Raw genomic sequence first — 19,908 nt, forward strand, 5'->3', positions numbered from 1 at the left:
CGCGGGGGATCAGCTGTCGACGTGCACGTGCGGCCGCTGCGAACGGCGCGGCACCGCCCGGCGCAGCACCTCGCGGGTCACCGGGGCCACCTCGCCTTCGCCGACGAACCAGAAGCGGGCGAGATTAGCCAGCGGGCTGCCCTCGGACCATTCGAAGTACACGTGCGGTGGGGGGCCGGTGCGGTCACGGATGGCGAGCAGGATCGCGGCGATGGAGTTGGGCACGGCCGCGGCCTCGACCGAGAGGATGCGGTACCGCTCCACCTCGACCGCGGTCACCAGTAGATCGGTGCTGAACTCGGAGGGGTCCTTGACGGTCACCTCCAGGAACAGGATCGGCTCGTCCGCGGGCAGGTGGCTCTCGCGGCGCTGGTCGGCTTCCTTCTCGGCGTATTCCCGCGGCAGGCGCTGACCGATCTGGTGGGTGACGACGCGGACTTCGCCCCGCGCGGCCAACTCGTCGATGAACCGTCCGGCCGCGTCGTCGAACCGGACCTCGATAGCGCGCAGTTCGAACGCTCGCCGGAAGCGGGAGACGAAGGACACCAGCACGATCGCGAGCACGAAGAGCACGGCCAGGTGGACGCCCTCGGGCTTCTCGATGATGTTGTCGATGGTGGTGTACACGAAGATCACCGACACCAGGCCGAACCCGAAGACCTTGTGCCGCTCGCCCGCTCGCGCCGCCGACAGGGTCACCGCCACCGCGGCCGAGGTGATCAGTACCAGCACGCCGGTCGCGTATGCCGCGCCCTGCGAGTCCACGTCGGCGTCGAAGTACCAGGTGATCAGGAAGGCGATGGCCGCGAAAACCAGTGTCAGGGGCCGGATCTGGCGCGCCCACTCCGGGGCCATGCCGAAGCGCGGCAGATAGCGCGGCACCAGGTTGAGCAGGCCCGCCATGGCCGAAGCGCCCGCGAACCACAGGATGGCGATGGTGCTGATGTCGTAGATCGTGCCGAAGACGGTGCCGAGGTGTTCGTGCGCCAGATACGCCAGCGCGCGCCCGTTGGCCGGTCCGCCCGGCTCGAAAGCCGCCTCCGGGATCAGGATCGTGGTGATGAAGCTGGTGACGATGAGGAATCCGCTCATGATGAGCGCGGCGGTGGTGAGCAGTTTGCGCGCGCCGACGATGCGCCCGCGCGGATGTTCCTCGGTGTCGGACGCGCTGCCCCTGATCTGCGGCATGACCGCCACGCCGGTCTCGAACCCCGAAAGGCCCAGGGCCAGTTTGGGAAACACCAGCAGCGCGACCGCGACCATCAGGAAGGGATTGCCGTGCTGCGCGGTGAGCGCGTGCGTCCAGTCGGTGACCAGGTGCCGGTGTTCGAGGACCTGCACGATCCCGGTCACCGCGACCACGACGTTCAGTGACAGGAACACCCCGACCAGCACCACGGCGATGCCGATCGCCTCGGAGAAGCCCCTGAGGAAAACCGCGGCGAGCAGCGCCAGCAGGATCAGGGTGATGGCGAGATTGTGCCCGTGCAGCGCGTCCGGAACGAGCGGGTTCTCCACGATGTGCGCCGCGCCGTCGGCCGCCGAGAGGGTCATGGTGATGGTGAAGTCGGTGGCGGCGAAGCCCAGCAGCACCAGCACGAGCAGCTTGCCCCACCAGTTCGGCAGGAAGCTCGCGAGCATGGCGATGGAGCCGCCGCCGTGCGGGCTCTCCCCCGCGACCCGCCGGTACACCGGCAGCGCGCCGAGCAGGGTGAGCGCCACCAGCACCAGCGTGGCCAGCGGTGAGAGCACCCCGGCGGCGAGCGCGGCGATGCCCGGCTGATAGCCGAGGGTGGAGAAGTAGTCGACGCCGGTGAGGCACATGACCTTCCACCAGGAATGCCGCTGCTCCTTGGGCGCGGGCTTGGCCAGCGGCCCGGGGAGCTGCGCGTGCGGCTCGTTGACGTCGGCCAGCAGCCAGTTGGCGAACCTGCCGCGCGCCCCGGCATCGGTCGTGGTCACAGCGCCTCCGCACCCACTGGCCCGGAGCTCCGGGCTCGGCAACGTTGAGGCAAATGTACTCACGCCACACTCGACCCGACCGCACCTGACCTCGCGAGTCGCCGCGGATCCGAGGGGTTCCGCCGATCTACCCGGCAACCGCATTCCGGTGCGCCCCACCCGCGGGATGTTCCTCGGGCACCGGCAGGCACCGCCGGCAGACGAACACCGAAGGCCCGTCGGCCCCGGTTCCGCAGCGGCGCACCGCTGCGGAACCGGTGAAAGCTCCACCGCGCGCCAGCCCGCCGCGAAGTTCTCGCGGCCCCGCCGGGGCGCCCCCGCCGCGCGTGTGGGGTTCGGCCGGGCCGAGCAGCAACCGGCTAGCCCAGGTACGCCAGGATCGCCGTCGACAGGGCGGCGGCCAATCGGGCTCGGCCGTCCGGGGATTCGAGCAGGGCGGCGTCGTCGGGGTGGCGCATGTTGCCGCATTCGACCAGGGCGGCGGGGCGTTCGGCGAAGTTGAGGCCGGCCAGGTCGGGGCGGGGGTTGAGACCGTCGGAGCCCACGTACGTGGAGGGGACGAAGCCCGCGCCGCGCAGACCGTCGCGCAGGACGGTGGCCAGGCGGGCGGAGGGTTCGCCCTGGGCGTCGTTGAGCGGGGGCGAGGAGTGTGCGACGTGGAAGCCGTGGGCGTTCGCGCCGGTGTTGCCGTCGGCGTGAATGGAGACCACCGCGGCGGCGTTCACGCGATTGCCGAGGGTGCCGCGTTCATCGACGCAGGGCCCGGCCCCGTCGTCGCCGTCCCGGGACATGACCACGCGGATGCCGCGCGCGGTGAGCAGATCGCGCACCCGGACCGCCACGTCCCAGTTGAATTCGTGTTCGGTGTACCCGTCGTTCGCACCGGTCCCGGTGGTGTTGCAGGCCTTGCTGCCGCCGCGCCCGTCGGGCACCTGGGCATTGATGACCTCGGGATGCGCACCGCCGCCGCCGTTGTGGCCGGGGTCGAGCACGACCGCGCGCTCGATTCCCGGAACACCGGGCCATCGCGTCCCGAGCTGATCGGCCACGGGCCGGGCGGCGGCGATCGGCGCTGCGGCGACCTGACCGCTGCCGCCGATCAGCAGCGCGCCGCAGAGCACGGTCAGAGCTTTGAGATGTCGGTATCGCACCCGGCCCACCCTACGGCCGTCGCGACCCCGGATCGGCTCAATGCTCGAGCTTGCGCAGCAGATCGCGCAGTACGCGCAGTTCGTCCGGACCGAGTTCGGCGACCTCGGGCGGCGCGGGGTCGGGGGTGGCCACCGCCACCGCGACGACCTGCCGCCCGGCCTCGGTGAGCGAGACCAGCTTGCGGCGGCGATTGCCCGCGTCCACCTCGCGCACCACCAGCCCGCGCTCCTCGAGATCGTTGATCGCGACCGTGGTGGCCGGGGCGTCCATCGTGGCGGCATTGGCCAGCGCCTTGACCGTCAGCGGCCCCGGCCGCAATCGTCGCAGGACACGAATCCTGCTGAACGGCAACCCCGTTCGCTCGATGACCGCCCGCTTCCACCCGTCCCGGGTGTCCATGACCACGTGGGTGAGCAGCTGCCAGACCTCGTCGGGGGTGGGATCATCCGGCATGGGCGGAAACCTTCTGTTCGAGCAGTGGTGCGACGCGATCCCGGGAACGGTACGCCCACTCGGTATTCGCGGCGACCCCCAAGCCGAGGATCGCGACCGCGAGGGCGGTGATGATCCACCACAGCCCCGCGCCGCTGACCGCACCGCACAGGGCCACGCCCAGACTCACGCCGACCTGACGGCTGGTGGAGGCCACCGCAGCGGCCGCGCCCGCCCGATCCAGGGGCATGCCGCTGACGGCCGCGGTGGTGATGGGGGCATTGACCATGCCGAAGCCGATACCGAAGAGCGCGAACAGGATTACCAGCTGCCAGATCGCGGTCTCGGGGGTGAGCCGGGTCAGCCCGGCCGCGGCCAGCGCCATGAGCGTGCCCGCCGCCAGCAGCGACGGCCGGGTGCCGCGCTGCCCGACCAGCCGGCCCGACAGCGGCGAGAACACGAGCATGCCCAGCGCCATGGGCAGGTACAGCACCCCGGTGTATGCCGCCGAAAAGCCGCGTGTGCCTTGCAGATACAGCGACATGTCGAACAGGAACGCGCCCAGGGCGGCGAACGCGCACACCGCGATCACGGTGGCCGAGGCGAACGGCACGCTACGGAAGAAGCGCAGATCGATGAAGGGCGTGCGGTGCCGAGCCTCGTGCCAGAGGAAGCCTCCCAGCGCCACCGCGGTGATGATCAGCATGCGCGGGCGGTCCTCGATGAGACCGAACACCAGGGTGAACAGCACCGTCATGACCAGAAGCTGTCCGAGCCAATCCATTCCGCGCGGCTGGGTGGATTTGGACTCGGGCACGAACAGCGTGGTGAGTGTGAAGGCCACCGCCACGATGGGCAGGTTGATCCAGAACACCGATTGCCAGCCCAGGGCATCGATGAGCCCGCCGCCCACGAGCGGGCCCAGGGCCGTGGAGATGCCGACGACCGCACCCCAGATCCCCACGGCGCGAGCACGTTCCACGCGGCCGGTGAAAACCGTGGTGATGATCGACATCGCGACCGGATTGAGCATGGACCCGCCGACGGCCTGCAGGAACCGCGCGCCGATCAGCACCTCGATGGTGGGCGCGAGACTGCACGCCAGGGAGCCGGCCGCGAAGATCAGCAGCCCGATCCGGAAGACGCGCTTGCGCCCGAAGCGATCCGCGAGCGCGCCCGAGAGCATGAGCAGGCTGGCCAGGGTGAGGGTGTAGACGTCGACGATCCATTGCAGGCGCGACATCGACGCGCCGAGATCCGACCGAATCGCCGGGATGGCGACATTGACGATCGTGGCGTCCATGGACGAGATGAGCAGGCTCAGGCAGCAGGTCACCAGAATGATCGTCTTGCGACGCCTGCTCAGCTCGCCAATGGTTGCCGTCATGCAACTATTGTTAAACTACAAGTGTTTGGCGGACAAGGGTGTCGGCGGTCACGCTGATTCCCCGGCGCGGTTCTCACGCCGGGCCGCACCAGCCGATCTGCGGCAGGAGGCACGGCCTGGAGTTGGCCGTCCACAGGTCCGTGACCAGCCCGGTCACCGCCCCGAGCACATCCTCGGTCTGCTCGTCCGCCGTGCCGTAGGTGTGCGCGGAGACCGTGAAACCCGGCCCGTACGAGGCGGAGGCGACCTCGGGCACGCCCACATCCGCCCAGCCCCATTTACTGCCCTGCACCTGCGGCAGGCGCGAGGTGCCCCAGTCCTGCACGGTGCCGTCGGCCGCGGTCGGGCTCGCCTCGGACATCCAGGTCAGCACCGGGCTCTCCGGATCGGAGCGCATTTTGGCCGCCAGGAAGTCCGAGACGTCGGCGGTGCTCGTCGAGGAGACCGCCCAGCCGCCCGAGCCCTGGGTCGCCGAGAGCTGATACTCGGCCGCCACCGCGTCGATCGCCTGCGGGTACTTGGCCGCCATGGCATCCGCCGCCCCGTCATCGGAGTAGCGAATCATTCGCTCCCCCAGCCTTTTATCCTCCTCCGACCCGTCTCCGTGCCGTAGCGCGTAATCGGCCATGTAGAGCTTCACGATCGACAGCCCGCCCCGCGACTCCCGTTCGTTCGCGGTCCCCCACTGCACCCCCGGCACCACCGACCGCACCGAAATGGAGGTCCGCGGCGGCACCTCCACCTGCGGCGGCTCGGGCGCGGCCCCCGCCTCACCCGCCGCACCCAGGCACACGCCCGCCACCAATGCCCCGATCAACCCTGCTCGATAGCCCATCGCCACCTCCGCGTCGGATGTCGTGCAAACCTCCAGCATCCCTCGCCCGTCCCCGGGACCAGCTCGTACACCTCGCGACACGCCGAGCCACGCACACGCCGAGGCGGACTCGTCCCCGGCCACCCCTCGATCACCACCCTCGAGACGGCGCGCGACTCGGCGGCACGGGCGGTGTCCGTCGAACCAGCGCTCTCGACCACACCCGGGACAACTCCCGACACTCGGCGACCCACACGGCCGCGTCCGACGCACCGCTGAAGACAGGAAGCAACCGCACCCCGGCGATCGTGGAGCCGCGCCGCTCCGGCACGAATTCGCCGGGTACCGCCGTTCCGCCGGAGCCGATGGCTCGGGATCGCGACCCCGCCGGGGAGAGCTGTGCGATCCTCGCCGGCCAACGATGCCGACCGGCGGCTCGCCCCGGTGCTCGCGTGCGTCCGTCTCGCCGGAGCCGGCGACCGACAGCGACGCACGGCCCGACAGCCGGCGGGCCGCCGACCCGGTCCGAGGGCGGCGGTGCATCCACAGCCGGGCCGCCGACGCCCACTCCCCTCCGAGCCTTCCGACGAGGTGGCGAAGGCACGGCGTGAACCCCTACCGCCCAGTAGTTTTCATCTCGCCCCAACTGCTCCTCACTCAGTGGGACCGTGGTTTGCCGGGGCGTTCGCCCTCGGGTAGCGCCAACCTTCTCAGACGCCTATGCTCCTCCGCGAGATCCGAATCCGGTTGCCGGTAGGCGCATTTCGTGTGCCCCGGCACCGAACTCGGTCACGCCGGGGCGTTCGCCTCGGTGAACGTGAGTGCGGAAGTGCAAAGCTTGTCGGAGTCATCGAATCCGCCGGGCGGCCGGCCGAATACCGTTGAGGGTATCGGCCTGCTGGTCGGAACGCTGTTGGCGTGCGCGGCGATTGCCGCAGCCGGAGTGGTCGCGGCGGTCCTGTCCGCACCCGAAGAATCACGCGTCGCCCTCATCGTGGGCGGGTCGATCGCCGGGGTGCTGCTGTGCGCCGCGGTCACGACCGCGGTCCACTTCCGATCGCAAATGCAGCGGGCACGTGCGGGCGAAGCCGCGGCGAACGCCGAGACCCAGACCCGCCTGGCCTCCTACGTGGCCTCCGCGAACGCGCGAATCACCGAGGTGCACAACCACGCTCAGGCGCTGGAGGAAGCCGTGACCGCGCGCAGGCGCGAGGTCAAGGACAGCGAGAACCGGCGCTCCGCGGCCATGGCGGCCTTCGCCGGCGCCGCCGGTCGCATGCAGGCCATGAGCACCAGCATGCTCGCCGAACTGCGCGAGATGGAGCACCGGCACGCGGACCCCCGCGTCCTCGAGGACCTGCTCGAACTCGATCACCGCACCGCGCAGGCCGGTCGCCTGGCCGACAGCATCGCGGTGCTCAGCGGCGCGCGCTCGGGCCGGCGCTGGGCCAAACCCATTGCCATGGAGTCGATTCTGCGTGGCGCGATGGGCCGTGTCGCGGGCTATCAGCGGGTGCGCCTGCGCGCGGTCGCCGAGATCGCCGTCGCCGGGCACGCGGCCGAGGGCGTCATGCACGTGCTGGCCGAACTCCTGGACAACGCCTGCAACTTCTCCCCGCCCACCACCGAGGTGCACGTCTACGCGGCGGAGGTGCCCGCGGGAGTGGTCATCACCATCGAGGACAGCGGCCTGGTCATGAGCGAATCCGCTTTGCGCCGAGCCGAACTCGCGGTCGGCGGCGACGGCGCGAACCCGTCGGCTCGCGGCGCGCACTCGGATCTGTCCTCGCTCTCGGGCACCCGGCTCGGCCTCGCCGTGGTCGGCCACCTGGCCCGCAAGCACGATCTCACGGTGTCCTTCCGCCCCTCCGCCATCGGCGGCACCGCGGTGGTCGTGGTCGTCCCCCGTGAACTGACCACCCGGCTGGAGCGCCCCCGGCCCGCCGCGACCGGTGCGGCGGAGCCCGTCGCGACCGCGATTCCCGTGCTCGCGGGCGGCACCGTCACCTCCCCGGGCCTGCCCATCGCCCTGCCCCGGCGCACCGCCCTGCCGGCGACCGCCGAACCGGAAGCCCTGCCCGCCGGCGCCTCGCACGACTTCTTCACCCTGCCCGCCGCCCTGACCGCCGAGCCCGCCGCCAATACCGCCGCCGCGCGGACACTCTCGGACAACACCACCGGGCTGCTGGGTTCCCCCGCGGCCCTGCCGAGTTCGGCTCCCGAACTCCCCGGCACTCCCCCCGCCGCCCTCGAACCGCCGCGACCACAGCCCGGTCCGGCGGCCGATCGCGCACCGGCCCAGGACTATTGGCAGTCCCCGGTGCCGAATTCCACCACCGCACCGAATACCCCGCCCTCGAATCCCCCCGCCGGTTTCTCCGGCAGCACCACCCCGCTGCCCGGACGTGACTCGGCCGGCACCGAAACCCCGCCGAGCTCACCGGCTTCCACGACCGCCCGGCTGCCCAAGCGGCAGCGGGGCAGTGCGCTGGCCGCGGCTCATCCGCAGGGACTGTCCGCACCCGCTGCACCGGCGTTCCCCCTCTCGTCCCGAACCCCCTCACCGGCCGCGCTGGGCGCCTTCCAGCGCGCGGTGGCCGGGCGTGAGAACGCCGGTGACGCAAACCCACCCTTGGAGACCGATCGATGACCCTCTCGGCAACGCAGCTGGGCTGGCTGCTGGAGCAGCTGCTCGTCCGTACCCCGCGCACCAGGCACGCCCTGCTGCTATCCGGTGACGGACTGAAGATCTGCCACACCTCCGAGCTGGGCAACGACAGCGCCGATCAGCTGGCCGCGATCGCCGCGGGCATGCAGAGCCTCTCGCACGGCGCGTCGGTCGAATTCGGGGACGGGCGCGGTGGGGTGCGCCAGTCCATGACCGAGTTCTACGGCGGCATCCTGTTCATCGTCGAAGCCGGGGTGGGCGCCCATATCGCGGTGGTCGCCGCCGAGGACGCCGATGCCGGGCTCGTCGGCCACAACATGAAGGAGTTGGTCGAGCAGCTCGGCGAGCACTTGGCCGCCGCACCGCGGGTCCGGGGCGCGAGCGTGTCGTGACCAGGCCACAGGAGGATCCGGACCGGCTCTACACGCTCACCGGCGGACGGAGCCGGCCGGACTCGGACGCCTTCGATCTCGTCACCCTCGTTGTCAGCGAATGTGATCCGGCGCCGGGCATGCAGTCCGAGCACGCCGCGATCCTGCAGATCTGCCGCACCCCGGCCGCGGTCGTGGAGATCGCCGCGGAGCTGCGACTGCCGGTCGGCATCACCACGATTCTGCTCTCGGACCTACTGCTCGCGGGCAAGATCACTGTCCGGCATCCGCGGCACAGCCCTGCCGCGCAATGGCATTCGCTGCCGGACTCCACCACCCTCGAGAAGGTACTCGTTGGACTCCGCAATCTCTGATCCCCGCCCGGCCCGGGCCGACGCGCCACTGCACGAATCCGCCAGTCAGGGTTTGAAAATCGTCATCGTCGGCGGATTCGGCGTCGGCAAGACCACCATGGTGCGTTCGGTCAGCGAGATCCGCCCGCTCGACACCGAGGCCACCATGACCCAGGTGGGCCACGGCATCGACGATCCCACCGGCGCGCCCGACAAGTCCACCACCACCGTGGCTTTCGACTTCGGGCGGATCACGATCGACGACGAGCACGTGCTGTACCTGTTCGGCGCGCCCGGCCAGGAGCGGTTCTGGTTCCTGTGGGACCGCCTGTTCACCGGCGCGCTCGGCGCGATCGTGCTGGTGGACCCGCATCGAATCTCGGACTCCTGGTACGCCATCGATCGCCTCGAACATCAGGGCACGCCGTTCGTGGTGGCCTGCAACAACTTCGGCGGGACACCGCACACCCAGCAGGACGTGCGCGACGCCCTGGATCTGGACCCCCGCGTCCCGCTCGTCGATTGCGACGCCCGTCAGCGTGATTCGTCCAAGCGCGTGCTGATCAGCCTGGTCGAATACCTCTACAGCTCGGAGACCCCGTCATGACAGCCTCGGGCTGCCCGATCACCTCGGCCGCCGGGGTCGTGCCGTTGAGCGGACCGCGCTTTCACACCGATCCCCGCGCGCTCTACAACGACATGCGGCGCGACCACGGTTCGGTGGCGGCCGTGGAATTGGCCGGCGGCATCCCGGCGTGGCTGGTCATCGGCTACCGCGAGATCCACCAGGTCACCAACAGCCCCGAACTGTTCCCGCGTGACGCGAGCCTGTGGAACCAGTGGGTCAACATCCCCGAGGACTGGCCGCTGCTGCCCATGATCGGGCCGCCCATGCCGTCCATCTACAGCACCGCCGGGGCCGAGCACCGCAGGCACGTGGCGATGGTGGAGCCCGCGCTGGAATCGGTCGACCCGTTCGAACTGCGCAGGCACTGTGAGGAATTGGCCGATCGCCTGATCGACGAGTTCTGCGGGCGCGGGCACGCCGACCTGGTGGCGGACTTCGCCGTCCCGCTGCCGGTGCTGGCGCTGTCGTGGCTGCTCGGCCTGCCCGACGAGCGCGGCCCGCACCTGGCCCGGGTCATGAAGGCGCTGGCCGACGGCGGCGCGGACGCGCAGTCCGCCTACGCCGCGTTCATGGGCGAGATGCAGCAGTTGCTGATGGAGCGCAAGGCCGCGCGCGGCAACGACCTGGTCTCGCGCATGCTCGCGCACCACGATCAGTTCACCGACACCGAATACGTGCTCGACCTGATGGCGGTGGTCGCCGCCGGGCAGCTGCCCACCTCCGACTGGATCGGAAACTCGGTGCGGCTCATGCTCACCGACGATCGCTTCGCGGCCGCGCTGGGCGGCGGGCGGCGCAGTGTCGGACAGGCCATGAACGAGGTGCTGTGGGAGGACACTCCCACCCAGATCCTGGCCGGTCGCTGGGCCGCCCGCGATACCCGTCTGGGCGACAGAACGATTCGCGCCGGCGACCTGCTGCTGCTGGGTCTGGCCGCTGCCAACGCCGATCCGCACGTCCGCCAGAACGTGACCGACTCCGCCGTGCACAGCGGCAACAGCGCGCATTTCGCGTTCAGTCACGGTGAATACCGCTGCCCCTTCGCCGCGCAGGAGATCGCCGAGGTGATCGCCCGGACCGGTATCGAGGTGCTGCTGGATCGGCTACCCGATATCGACCTGGCGGTGCCGGCCTCGCAATTGGAGCGCAGGCCGTCACCCTTCTTGCGCGGAATGACTTCCCTACCAGTTGTTTTCAGCCCAGTTCGCGCCGTCGGAGGTTTCCAGTGACTTCATGCCCCCATGCCATGCCCATCGACTTCATGGTGAGCGACCTCGATGGCGAGACCGCCCGACTGCGCGCCGCCGGCGCCATCAGCCGCATCGAACTGCTCGGCGTGCCCGCCTGGACCGTCACCGATCACACGATCGCCCGCCAGCTGCTCACCGACCCCCGCCTGGTCAAGGACATCAACGCCTGGGGCCTGTGGACCTCGGGCGTGGTGACCAGGCAGTGGCCGCTGATCGGCATGATCGACGCGGGCACCTCCATGTTCACCGCCGACGGGGCCGAGCACCGCCGCCTGCGCATCAAGACCACCCAGGCGCTGACCCCCCGCCGGCTGGAAGCGTTGCGGCCCACCATCGAACGGCTCACCAAGGAGCTGCTGGACGATCTCGACGAGGCGGGCCGCGACGGCGCGGTGGTCGACCTCAAGCAGGTTTTCGCCTACCCGCTGCCGATGCAGGTGGTCAGCGAGCTCATGGGTGTGCCGCGCTCGGATCAGGCCATGCTGCTGGCCTGGTACAAGGCGTTCTTCTCCATGCTCACCCCGCAGGACGAGCGGCTGCGGGTGATCGACGAGCTCGACGTGTATTTCACCGAGATGGTGCGCCGCAAGACCGCGGAGCCCGGCGACGACCTCACCAGCGCGCTGATCCTGGCCGACGAGGGCGGCGAACCGCTCACCGAGGAAGAGGTCGTCGGCAACCTGAAGGCCCTGGTGGCGGCGGGCCACGAGACCACCGTGAGCCTGATCGTGAACGCGACCCGGGCGCTGCTCTCGCGCCCCGAGCAGCTCGCCCTGCTGCGTAGCGGTGACACCGAATGGAAGCAGGCCATCGAGGAGACGCTGCGGTACGACGGCCCCGTCACGCACCTGCTCATGCGCTTCGCCACCGAGGACATCACCGTCGGCGACACCGTGATCGACAAGGGTGAGGGCGTGGTCATCTCCTACCGCGCGGTGGGCCGCGACCCGCAGATCCACGGCGATGACGCCGACGACTTCGACATCACCCGGCCCACCGCGGCGCGCAACATCTCCTTCGGCTACGGCCCGCACATCTGCCCCGGCGCGGCCCTGGCCCGGCTCGAGGCCGCCATCGGCCTCCCGGCGCTGTTCGACCGCTTCCCCGGGCTGAATCTGGCCGCGCCGCTGGAGGAGATCGGCAATCTGCCGGTGCTCACCCAGAACGACGTGGCGGCCCTGCCGGTCCGCCTGAGCTGAGCGCACGGCGGGATTCACCCCGATGTCGGCGTCTTGCCGAGGTGAATCCCGCTGGGTAGCTTGGGGTTCGGCGCGAGGGGGACGGTATGAGCGATTCGACGACGTCGGGCACGGACATCGCCGCCCTGCTTAGTCAGTCCCGAAAGCTGCTGGACACCGCGCTTTTCGCGATGGCCGAAACCCGGCACGCGCAGGCGGACATCACGCCCATCGACCCCGATCGGGACTGGGCGGGCCGGCTGCAGCGGATGCTGGGCGACGTGCGCAGCGAGGCCACCCTGGCTATCTCCAGCCCGATTCGCCGGCGGGACAGCTACGCCACGGGCGGCGGTCTGCTGCGTTCGCTACACGGCGCGGGCAAACAGGTACGGCTGCTGCTGTCGCCCGGATACGCCGAAACCCGCGAGCCCGAGCTGTATTCGACGGCGTACCCGCTCGAATCGCAGGTGCGGGTCGCGACCTCGGACTTCTGCAACACCATTGTCATCGACCGCCGGGTGGCGGTGCTGTGGGCCGGCGGGGCGGACGCACCGCGCGGCTTCCTGGTCACCGAGCCCATGCTGCTGGGCGCGATCCACGAATTCGCGGTGCGTACCTGGTCGGCCGCGCCGGTGTTCCGCGATCACCGTGCCGGCGCGCAGCTTTCGGACGCGACCGCCCGGGCAACGCTCGAATGCCTCGCCGCCGGGCTCAAGGACGAGGCGGCGGCGCGGCGAATGTCGGTGTCATTGCGCACCTATCGGCGCTATGTCGCGGATCTGATGATTCGGCTCAACGCACCCAGCCGGTTCCAGCTCGGCGTGCGCGCCGCGGAGCTGGGATTGCTGCACTGACCGGGCTGGGGTTGCTGCACCGACCGTTCTGGGAGTGCTGCACCGACCGGGATTGCCGCGCCGAATCGTTCCCGTGTGCGGTGCCGTGCGATACGCCCCGCCGGCGACGGACACGATGCGATCCGAGTCGTGCGACCGCGAGCCGCCACCCGGATCCGCGAGCCGCCACCCGGATCCGCGCGCCTCAGCCCGGAATTCGCAGTGCGCCGGCGTATTCGACGGCGTACCGCTTCGCCGCGGCGTAGTTCGCCTTCCCACTGGGCTGGCGCATGACCGCCTCGACCACCCAATAGCCACGCGGCGCCTTGTACCCGGCGACATGCGACCGCACATGAGAGTCGATCTCCGCGAGGTCCAGCGCCGCTCCGGCGCGCGGCTGCACCAGCGCGGTCACCCGCTGCCCGAAGCGGTCGTCGGCGATGCCGATGACGAGGGCGTCCGCGATCGCCGGGTGCGCGGTGAGCGCACCCTCCACCTCCTCCGGAAACACCTTCTCCCCACCGGTGTTGATGCATTCGGATCCGCGTCCGAGCAGGGTGACGGTGCCGTCGTCCTCGTAACGCGCGTAGTCACCGGGTATCACGTAGCGAACCCCGTCGATCTCCCGGAAGATGCTCTCGGACTTCGCCGGATCGCGGTAATAGCCGAGTGGCACATGCCCCGATCGCGCCACCTTGCCGACCGCGCCGGGCACCCGTTCGAGCACGGCGCCGTCGTCGCCGATGAGCACCGTCTGCGCGTTGAACCGCACCCGGGGGCCCTGGGAGTGATCGGTGTCGCCGGTGACCACGGCCAGGCCGTTGCCGCCGCTCTCGGAGGATCCGACCACGTCGGTGATGAACAGGTTCGGAAACCGTTCCACCCAGCGCTCTTTGAGCGTCTGGGAGAACAGGGCCGCGTGGCTGCTCAGTGCCCAGAGCGTGGAGATGTCGTGCTCGCCCTCGCGGTATGCCTCGAGTAGCGGCTCGGCCATGGCGTCGCCGACCACGGTCAGTACGTTGACTCCGTGGCGGGCCACGGCGCGCCACACCTCGGCCGGATCGAACCGCGGCAGGAAGACCAGCGTGCCGCCGGCGTTCAACGTCATGAACGCGGCCCACTGTGCCGCACCGTGAATGAGCGGCGAGAGCGGCGCCATGACGATCCCCGCCGGTGCCGCGGCGGCGCTGTTCGCCAGTTCCCATTCATCCGAGACGTACTCGCCCGTCACGAAATTGATCCCGCCGCCGAGAGCACGCCACACGTCTTCGTGCCGCCACAGCACGCCCTTGGGCATGCCGGTGGTTCCGCCGGTGTAGAGGATGTAGAGGTCGTCGGAGCGACGGGCGGCGAAGTCTCGCACCGGGGAATGCTCGCTCAGCGCCGATTCGTACGGCGTGCCTTCGTATTCCGTATCCGTTCCGTCGTCGATGACCGCGATCTCGGTAAGGCGTGACGCGGTGCCGCGGGCCTCCGAAACGATTGTCGCGTAGCGCCGTTCGTGCACCAGCGCGGTCAGATCCGCGTTGTCGATGATGTAGCGCACCTCGTCCGCCACATAGCGGTAGTTCACGCACACCGAGACCGCGCGCAGTTTGTAGGTCGCCAGCATGACTTCGAGGGCTTCGATGGAGTTGCGCGAATAGATGCCGACGTGATCACCCGGTCCGATGCCCCGGGCGGCGAGGTGGTGGGCGAACCGGTTGGCGCGCTCGTCGAGTTCGCGATAGGTCACCCGGCGGTCGCCGCAGATGACCGCGGTCCGGTCGGGCACCGCGTCGACGGCGTGTTCGAAGAGGTCGGCGATGGTGAAGGCCATGGGAATACCGTTCTGGAGCAGGGATCTACCTGGACTTCAGCGGCCGCGCATCCAGTGCGAACGAGCCTGGCATCGCCGGCCCGCGCCGGGAAGATCCCCGTGTGGCAGGAAGCTGCCACCCCCGTCAGGAAGCTGCCACGTCTCGGCCGAGTGCCCGCGCCCAGCGCCCGTCGTGCTGCGCCGCGGCCATCTCGGCCAGTCCCGGCGCCCGCATCCGTCCCGCCGCGATCAGTGACTCCACCCGGCCCACGTTGATCCGCGACCACGGGCTCCTGCGCCGCCGCCGCGAAAACCGTTGCAGGAAACTGTGTTCGTCGTAGCCGCGCCGATGGCTGTCGATCCAGCCGAAGCAGAGTCCCGCGTAGGCGGCGTCCTCGATGCTCAGCAGCGGCAGCCCCGAGCCCTTCTTCGCGATCAGCAGCCACACGCCGCCGGTGTCGCCGTGGTGCTCGCTCAGCCACGCCTCCCACTGTGCGGCGTCTTCGAATCGCATCGGCTCCGGGCTTGTCATCTCGCTCATGAAAGCCATGATTCCGGGCAAAGTGCTCATCAATTGAGCAGTTTTATCGATTCCGTCGAGGTGTGCAGACGGCCGGCGAATCCGTAGCAGGAAAGGACAGGCAACGCCGGTAAGCCCCTGGCACACCGCGAGGCGTGCCAGGGGCTGGATCGGGTAGCGCGGATTACGCGCGAGCGAGCTCGGTGCCCCGCAGGATGGAATCCGAGGTGTCCGAGGGCCATTCGAGTCCGGTATCGAGCTTGGCCAGCACATCGGCGGCCGGGTCCTCGTTCAGGCACCGTTCGAGCTGGCTGACGGCGTTGGCCGAAAGCCCGCTGGTACGAGCCAGATCGGCCTGCGTCCAGCCCATCTCCTTGCGCCGCGCCTTGATGCGGTCGGACAGCGCCTTGAGGTCCGGTTCGCCGCCCGCCCCGGCCGCCGGCTTCGCGGCGGCAGGCTCGGACGCGACCTTCTTCGCGGCGGCCTCCGGCTTCGCGGCGGCGGGCTTCGCGGCGGCGTCGGCCTTCGCGGCGGGCGCGGCGGCCTTGGCGTGCTGCGCGGGCGCGGCCTTGACCGGCGCGACCTCCACGACGTTCGCCGAACCCCCGTCCGCCCCTTGCTTACGCGCACCCCCGTCCGGCACCAAGATCCCCTGTGTCAACAGCCGCGACCGCTTCCGCCTGCCCATTTTCGCCACAAGGCCTCCTCGACCCGTCGTTTCCGCTCCCGCTGGAGCACCCGAAAGGTTGCCACGAGTTCACGAAAATCCCGGGCACGTCCCGTTCCTCGGCGTGCCCGCACCCCCAATTCCCCCAAATCCCCTGGTCCATCGACCATGTCGGGCGCGGCTGGCCGCCGAAGGCAAATGAATGCTAGGTTGCCTCGATAGCCGGGGGGCGCGTTCGCGACGCGACAGGTCGCCGCCCGTCAGCTTGCCTCGATAGCCGGCGTTGGAGAGTTAGCGAAGTGACAGACCAGCACACCGAAGATCCCGCCGCCCATACCGCTGAGGGCAGCGCCACAGCCGGAATCGCGGGCGCCGCCCCCGCGCCCGTCCTCCGAATGCCGGCCTCGGTGCGCGCCGCTCGAATCATCACGCTGGTGTTCGCCGGACTGGGTGTCCTGCTCGTCGTCACGCTGCTCGCGACCGGGAAGACGTCGATGGCGATGCGCGACGGGCTCGGCTATCTGCCCACGATCCTGCTGGGCGCTCTCGCGCTGCGATTCGTGCGCGGCGCCGAGCGAATTCGCCTGTACGCCATCTCTGTTGCCACAGTCCAGGCGCTGCTCGGTCTGGCCGTGTTCGCCAAGGTGATCCTCCCGCCGGGGCCGCTCGCCACCATCGCCGGTGTCGTCGTGGTCGTTCTGCTCACGCGGGCGAGCGCGAAACAGTGGTTCGCGGACTCCACCTCGGCACAGTCCGAGCAGGCTCGAATGTCCTGACCGGACAACACTATTCGCCCCCCTGATCTGCGGTTTCGGAGAAACGTCCGGTCGATTCGCCGGTGATCTTCCTAGGGTTGGTCCATATCTCGACAACCCGAGGGGGAGATCCGATGAAATCGGAACACTGGCTGGTCAGGAACGAATCTTGGCTGGAGCGCGCGCTCTTCGTGATCGTGCTGATCAACTTGGCGATGCTGCTGATCGACAACGCGGCGAGGGGAACCTGGCCCACCTGGTGGGAATGGGCCTCGCTCGTCACGCTGGTCTTGTTGTCGGTCCTGCTGATCCGGTCCGAACTCCGCCGCCGCCGCGCCCTGAAGTACGGCTCGGTGGAGACCTTCCGCGAAATGATCGACCGGGACCACTACCGCACCCTGCGCGATACCGACGGCGAGTCCGCAGCCATCCTCGAACTCTGCGGCGACTACCCCGACCTACCGCTGGACTGGGCGGCCCGCACGATCCTCCAGCTGTGATCGTCGGCGAACAACGAGCCGGCCAGCGGCCTCGACGCCCGAAACCACCTGCCAATCGGCAGGTTTCAGGTTCAGGACGCCGTGAACGTCAGCGGCAGCGCACCGAACCGGAGCGTGCGGGCCAGGTCGGTGGTCGACTCCTCGGTGAGCTGGGAGCCGGAGAGCTGGGTCAGCGGGCTGGTCATCGCGGCTTGGATCTGGGGAGCCGACAGGACCGTGCCGTCGACGGTGAAGGCGACCGTCGTGTAGAGGTTGGCGGCCGTGTACGCCATGTATTTCGCACCGGCTGTCGCGTCGAAGGTGATCAGGACCGTGTGCCGGGACGACCGCTGGTCCAATTGCGGTTGGGCGTCGGCGATTCCGTTCTCGATGAACGCCGGGCCCAAGAGGTAGACCGTTTTCCGGTCGGTGTCGCACGTGATCATCGGCAGGGCCGGGTCGTCGCCCTCCACGAGCGGATCGGTGTCGGTGCATTCCAGGTTCGCCAGGGTCTGCGCCTGCACGGCGGGATCCGTGCTCTGGCGCTGCGCTTTTCCGGGCACCGTGCCGAACTGGTTGCTGGGTGCGGTCGACAGTACGGGGCGGAGGTGGAGGCGGCCGGTGCGGCCGATCGCGCGGGCCCGCGTGCCGTCGTCGCCGGGTACGGTGACGGTCAGGCCGTCCATGCCGACCTCGACGGTCGTGCCGTTCAGGCCCGCGTCCTCGGCTCGCTTCTCGATAACCGTTCGGGCAGCCTGCAATACGTCGGGGGACGGCCGGCTCTCATCGGCCGTGTGGGCCGTCAGCGTCACCGGCGTGCCCGCCGGCGGCTCGTCCGCACCGCACCCGGCCACCGCCGCGGCCAGCCCGATCACCGACAGCGCCGCCCAAACAGCCCGCAGCGGTACAGCATTCGCGTTCATTCCACCCCTATCGATCGATCGTCGCGATCGTAGCCGGATGGGTTCGGGGCCGGACCACAAGCCCGCCGATCGGCCGATGCCGCTCTCGGACGGCGGCGTGCGAACTACCCCCTCACCGCCGCAGGTCGTGCTTGGGCGAATGCCCGAACGCCTCCTTGTAGAGCTGGGCGAACCGCCCCGGATGCGAGAAACCCCATCGCGCGGCCACGATCGCGACGCTGAACCCGTCGCTGGGTTCGGCGGCGGCCAGATCCTCGCGGGCGCGGTTCAGCCGGACCCGGCGCAGATATTCCAGCGGCGTCATGTCGTGGCTGGCGCGAAAGGCGTTCTGCAGCGCGCGGACACCGGTGCCCGCGTGGGTCGCGAGCTCGGCGACGGTAAGAGGGCGGGCCGGGTGGGCGTGGATGTAATCCACCGCGCGCTGCACCGCCGTGGGCTGCACCGCGCCGGGACCGGGTTGCAGGTGCTGATCCATGGTGGTGTTGGGGAACACCGCCAGCGCCGCCGCGGCCAGGGTGCGGGTGAGGTTCTGCACGACCAGTTCGGTCAGCACCGGGGAGTCCTGGGCGGTCAGCTCGTGGTGCGTGAGGTCGAACAGCCGCCCCCAGAACCGTTCGCTGCGTGCGTCTCTCGGCTCCAGTGAGGTGAATCGCAGCTCGTCGGGCCCGACGCCCGAGAGCGCGGCCAGATCCGTGATCATCGAGTACGGCACGTGCAGCAGGTTCACGTCGTGGCTGTCGCACTCGGCGATGATGGGCACCCCGAACGGGAACATCACCAGATCCCGGCGGTGCTGCTGGAAGTCGTGGCCGCCGCCACGCAACCGCGCCCGCCCGCGCAGCGACCGCTCGAAGTACACGTGATCGTTGATGGGCGCGATATGGCAGCTGTAGCCGATCGAACTGCGGATCTCGGTGGCGATGACCTCGCCCCACACCGTGGCGGTGGTGCGGACGCGACTGGTCGGCGGGGCATCCCAGAACCGCAGCGCGTTGTCCGAATACATCTGGGTGACGAACGCGACGGCCTCGTCCGCGTCGCGAGACGACAGTTCCTCCCGGCGTGCCTCGACCAACCGGTGTTCAGGCATGCGTAACCTCTCCGAGCGGAAGCTGGCGATTGGCCAACAGTATTCACCGGGGCACTTCGCACGGTGCGGGATTCGGCCGCCCACCCTGCAATCTGTCCGAAAAGCGCTGTCGTGCGCGCGAAGTTCTGGACAGTTTGCGCATACGCGTGACCCGCGGTGCCGCCATTTCCTATCGTCGAGGCACGCACCCGGTTCGCCGCAGGTGCTGTCGGGCGACCCGGCCACCGGGCCACGCGCGCTGCGTGTCACGCCGTACAGGACGGCGTTTCCACGCCCGGCCGGTCAATAGCAGAGCGGTAACCGGGCCCGATGACCGCATCATCGGGCCCGGGGTCACGCTTCTCGCTGGGAGGGAAGGGATTCGACGATGACGACCATCAACGAGGTACGCGTAATGGCGGCTCTGCACGTGTGCGCGGCGCCATTGAGCCTGCGAGATCTCGAGACCGAGACCGGTGCGAGCATCCGGGTCACCCGGAAAACGCTTGCCGCCCTGATGCGTTCCGGCCTGATCGAGCAGGCCACCGCGCCGGAACCGCGGTGGCAGCTCAGCGCCCGGGGCCGCCGCTGGGTCGACACGGCCGTCGGCCGCGCCGCACTGGACGTACCCGAACCCTCGGCCGCGCTCTGTGGCTGAGGCCGGGCGCG

The 19,908-nt window shown here is 69.8% G+C and carries 20 protein-coding genes; 10 read left to right on the plus strand and 10 right to left on the minus strand.

The window, feature by feature from the left end:
* Positions 1 to 9: 9 nt before the first annotated feature.
* From ABZ319_RS15020 to ABZ319_RS15040, 5 genes are all read right to left on the minus strand, one after another.
* Positions 10 to 1,824: an amino acid transporter gene (locus ABZ319_RS15020; protein ID WP_354987012.1), complete on the minus strand. Its 1,815-nt coding sequence runs from the start codon at positions 1,822 to 1,824 to the stop codon at positions 10 to 12.
* Positions 1,825 to 2,321: 497 nt separating this feature from the next.
* The gene (locus ABZ319_RS15025) at positions 2,322 to 3,113 is read right to left on the minus strand and encodes an N-acetylmuramoyl-L-alanine amidase (protein ID WP_354986964.1); all 792 of its coding nucleotides are present in this window, start codon (positions 3,111 to 3,113) and stop codon (positions 2,322 to 2,324) included.
* Positions 3,114 to 3,150: 37 nt separating this feature from the next.
* Entirely contained in the window at positions 3,151 to 3,567 is a 417-nt protein-coding gene (locus ABZ319_RS15030; protein WP_354986965.1) for a MarR family transcriptional regulator, read from the minus strand.
* Positions 3,557 to 4,933: an MFS transporter gene (locus ABZ319_RS15035; protein WP_354986966.1), complete on the minus strand. Its 1,377-nt coding sequence runs from the start codon at positions 4,931 to 4,933 to the stop codon at positions 3,557 to 3,559. The genes ABZ319_RS15030 and ABZ319_RS15035 overlap by 11 nt, the downstream gene beginning before the upstream one ends.
* Before the next feature lie 73 nt (positions 4,934 to 5,006).
* Entirely contained in the window at positions 5,007 to 5,768 is a 762-nt protein-coding gene (locus tag ABZ319_RS15040; RefSeq protein WP_354986967.1) for a hypothetical protein, read from the minus strand.
* 817 nt (positions 5,769 to 6,585) lie between these two features.
* On the opposite strand from ABZ319_RS15040, the gene ABZ319_RS15045 reads away from it, so the two are divergent.
* From ABZ319_RS15045 to ABZ319_RS15075, 7 genes are all read left to right on the plus strand, one after another.
* Positions 6,586 to 8,397, plus strand: a complete 1,812-nt coding sequence (locus tag ABZ319_RS15045) for an ATP-binding protein (protein ID WP_354986968.1) — start codon at positions 6,586 to 6,588, stop codon at positions 8,395 to 8,397.
* A complete protein-coding gene (locus ABZ319_RS15050; RefSeq protein ID WP_354986969.1) occupies positions 8,394 to 8,807 on the plus strand; it encodes a roadblock/LC7 domain-containing protein in 414 nt (137 codons plus the stop codon). The genes ABZ319_RS15045 and ABZ319_RS15050 overlap by 4 nt, the downstream gene beginning before the upstream one ends.
* Complete coding sequence (locus ABZ319_RS15055) at positions 8,804 to 9,160, plus strand: DUF742 domain-containing protein (RefSeq protein ID WP_354986970.1); 357 nt, start codon at positions 8,804 to 8,806, stop codon at positions 9,158 to 9,160. Before ABZ319_RS15050 ends, ABZ319_RS15055 begins: the two co-directional genes overlap by 4 nt.
* A 28-nt stretch (positions 9,161 to 9,188) precedes the next feature.
* Positions 9,189 to 9,746, plus strand: a complete 558-nt coding sequence (locus ABZ319_RS15060) for an ATP/GTP-binding protein (RefSeq protein WP_354987013.1) — start codon at positions 9,189 to 9,191, stop codon at positions 9,744 to 9,746.
* On the plus strand, positions 9,743 to 10,996 hold the full coding sequence (locus ABZ319_RS15065; RefSeq protein ID WP_354986971.1) for a cytochrome P450: 1,254 nt from the start codon (positions 9,743 to 9,745) through the stop codon (positions 10,994 to 10,996). The genes ABZ319_RS15060 and ABZ319_RS15065 overlap by 4 nt, the downstream gene beginning before the upstream one ends.
* The gene (locus tag ABZ319_RS15070; RefSeq protein WP_354986972.1) at positions 10,993 to 12,216 is read left to right on the plus strand and encodes a cytochrome P450; all 1,224 of its coding nucleotides are present in this window, start codon (positions 10,993 to 10,995) and stop codon (positions 12,214 to 12,216) included. The genes ABZ319_RS15065 and ABZ319_RS15070 overlap by 4 nt, the downstream gene beginning before the upstream one ends.
* Positions 12,217 to 12,302: 86 nt before the next feature.
* Positions 12,303 to 13,049 (plus strand): hypothetical protein, encoded by a 747-nt coding sequence (locus ABZ319_RS15075; protein ID WP_354986973.1) that lies wholly within the window; start codon positions 12,303 to 12,305, stop codon positions 13,047 to 13,049.
* Positions 13,050 to 13,233: 184 nt separating this feature from the next.
* On the opposite strand, the gene ABZ319_RS15080 is transcribed toward ABZ319_RS15075, so the two are convergent.
* The 3 genes from ABZ319_RS15080 to ABZ319_RS15090 all read right to left on the minus strand — a co-directional run bounded on the left by ABZ319_RS15080 (position 13,234) and on the right by ABZ319_RS15090 (position 15,989).
* On the minus strand, positions 13,234 to 14,847 hold the full coding sequence (locus ABZ319_RS15080; RefSeq protein ID WP_354986974.1) for an acyl-CoA synthetase: 1,614 nt from the start codon (positions 14,845 to 14,847) through the stop codon (positions 13,234 to 13,236).
* 124 nt (positions 14,848 to 14,971) lie between these two features.
* Positions 14,972 to 15,367, minus strand: a complete 396-nt coding sequence (locus ABZ319_RS15085) for a hypothetical protein (protein ID WP_354986975.1) — start codon at positions 15,365 to 15,367, stop codon at positions 14,972 to 14,974.
* 163 nt (positions 15,368 to 15,530) lie between these two features.
* Positions 15,531 to 15,989, minus strand: a complete 459-nt coding sequence (locus ABZ319_RS15090; protein WP_354986976.1) for a helix-turn-helix domain-containing protein — start codon at positions 15,987 to 15,989, stop codon at positions 15,531 to 15,533.
* Positions 15,990 to 16,312: 323 nt separating this feature from the next.
* Between ABZ319_RS15090 and ABZ319_RS15095 the strand changes: the two genes are divergently transcribed.
* Positions 16,313 to 16,789, plus strand: coding sequence for a hypothetical protein (locus tag ABZ319_RS15095; protein WP_354986977.1), 477 nt, complete (start codon positions 16,313 to 16,315; stop codon positions 16,787 to 16,789).
* Positions 16,790 to 16,902: 113 nt separating this feature from the next.
* Positions 16,903 to 17,268 carry a hypothetical protein gene (locus ABZ319_RS15100; RefSeq protein ID WP_354986978.1) on the plus strand — a complete coding sequence of 122 codons (366 nt, stop codon included), beginning with the start codon at positions 16,903 to 16,905 and terminating at the stop codon, positions 17,266 to 17,268.
* 71 nt (positions 17,269 to 17,339) lie between these two features.
* Here the strand turns inward: ABZ319_RS15100 and ABZ319_RS15105 are convergent, their stop codons facing one another.
* Positions 17,340 to 18,170 (minus strand): hypothetical protein, encoded by an 831-nt coding sequence (locus ABZ319_RS15105; protein WP_354986979.1) that lies wholly within the window; start codon positions 18,168 to 18,170, stop codon positions 17,340 to 17,342.
* Between the two features lie 112 nt (positions 18,171 to 18,282).
* The gene (locus ABZ319_RS15110; RefSeq protein WP_354986980.1) at positions 18,283 to 19,260 is read right to left on the minus strand and encodes a helix-turn-helix domain-containing protein; all 978 of its coding nucleotides are present in this window, start codon (positions 19,258 to 19,260) and stop codon (positions 18,283 to 18,285) included.
* A 367-nt stretch (positions 19,261 to 19,627) separates the two neighbouring features.
* On the opposite strand from ABZ319_RS15110, the gene ABZ319_RS15115 reads away from it, so the two are divergent.
* Entirely contained in the window at positions 19,628 to 19,897 is a 270-nt protein-coding gene (locus ABZ319_RS15115) for a hypothetical protein (protein WP_354986981.1), read from the plus strand.
* The last annotated feature ends 11 nt before the right edge of the window (positions 19,898 to 19,908 follow it).

Source organism: Nocardia sp. NPDC005978 (genome assembly GCF_040614455.1).
In the GTDB taxonomy this organism is placed as follows: Bacteria; Actinomycetota; Actinomycetes; order Mycobacteriales; family Mycobacteriaceae; genus Nocardia.

What these genes read in the sequence shown, in the direction of transcription:
- ABZ319_RS15100 (WP_354986978.1), top strand. Translation starts at nt 16,903, where the DNA reads ATGAAATCGGAACACTGGCTGGTCAGGAACGAATCTTGGCTGGAGCGC.
- ABZ319_RS15035 (WP_354986966.1), bottom strand. Translation starts at nt 4,933, where the DNA reads ATGACGGCAACCATTGGCGAGCTGAGCAGGCGTCGCAAGACGATCATT.
- ABZ319_RS15065 (WP_354986971.1), top strand. Translation starts at nt 9,743, where the DNA reads ATGACAGCCTCGGGCTGCCCGATCACCTCGGCCGCCGGGGTCGTGCCG.
- ABZ319_RS15115 (WP_354986981.1), top strand. Translation starts at nt 19,628, where the DNA reads ATGACGACCATCAACGAGGTACGCGTAATGGCGGCTCTGCACGTGTGC.
- ABZ319_RS15105 (WP_354986979.1), bottom strand. Translation starts at nt 18,170, where the DNA reads ATGAACGCGAATGCTGTACCGCTGCGGGCTGTTTGGGCGGCGCTGTCG.
- ABZ319_RS15030 (WP_354986965.1), bottom strand. Translation starts at nt 3,567, where the DNA reads ATGCCGGATGATCCCACCCCCGACGAGGTCTGGCAGCTGCTCACCCAC.
- ABZ319_RS15075 (WP_354986973.1), top strand. Translation starts at nt 12,303, where the DNA reads ATGAGCGATTCGACGACGTCGGGCACGGACATCGCCGCCCTGCTTAGT.
- ABZ319_RS15040 (WP_354986967.1), bottom strand. Translation starts at nt 5,768, where the DNA reads ATGGGCTATCGAGCAGGGTTGATCGGGGCATTGGTGGCGGGCGTGTGC.
- ABZ319_RS15050 (WP_354986969.1), top strand. Translation starts at nt 8,394, where the DNA reads ATGACCCTCTCGGCAACGCAGCTGGGCTGGCTGCTGGAGCAGCTGCTC.
- ABZ319_RS15110 (WP_354986980.1), bottom strand. Translation starts at nt 19,260, where the DNA reads ATGCCTGAACACCGGTTGGTCGAGGCACGCCGGGAGGAACTGTCGTCT.
- ABZ319_RS15085 (WP_354986975.1), bottom strand. Translation starts at nt 15,367, where the DNA reads ATGAGCGAGATGACAAGCCCGGAGCCGATGCGATTCGAAGACGCCGCA.
- ABZ319_RS15080 (WP_354986974.1), bottom strand. Translation starts at nt 14,847, where the DNA reads ATGGCCTTCACCATCGCCGACCTCTTCGAACACGCCGTCGACGCGGTG.
- ABZ319_RS15020 (WP_354987012.1), bottom strand. Translation starts at nt 1,824, where the DNA reads ATGTGCCTCACCGGCGTCGACTACTTCTCCACCCTCGGCTATCAGCCG.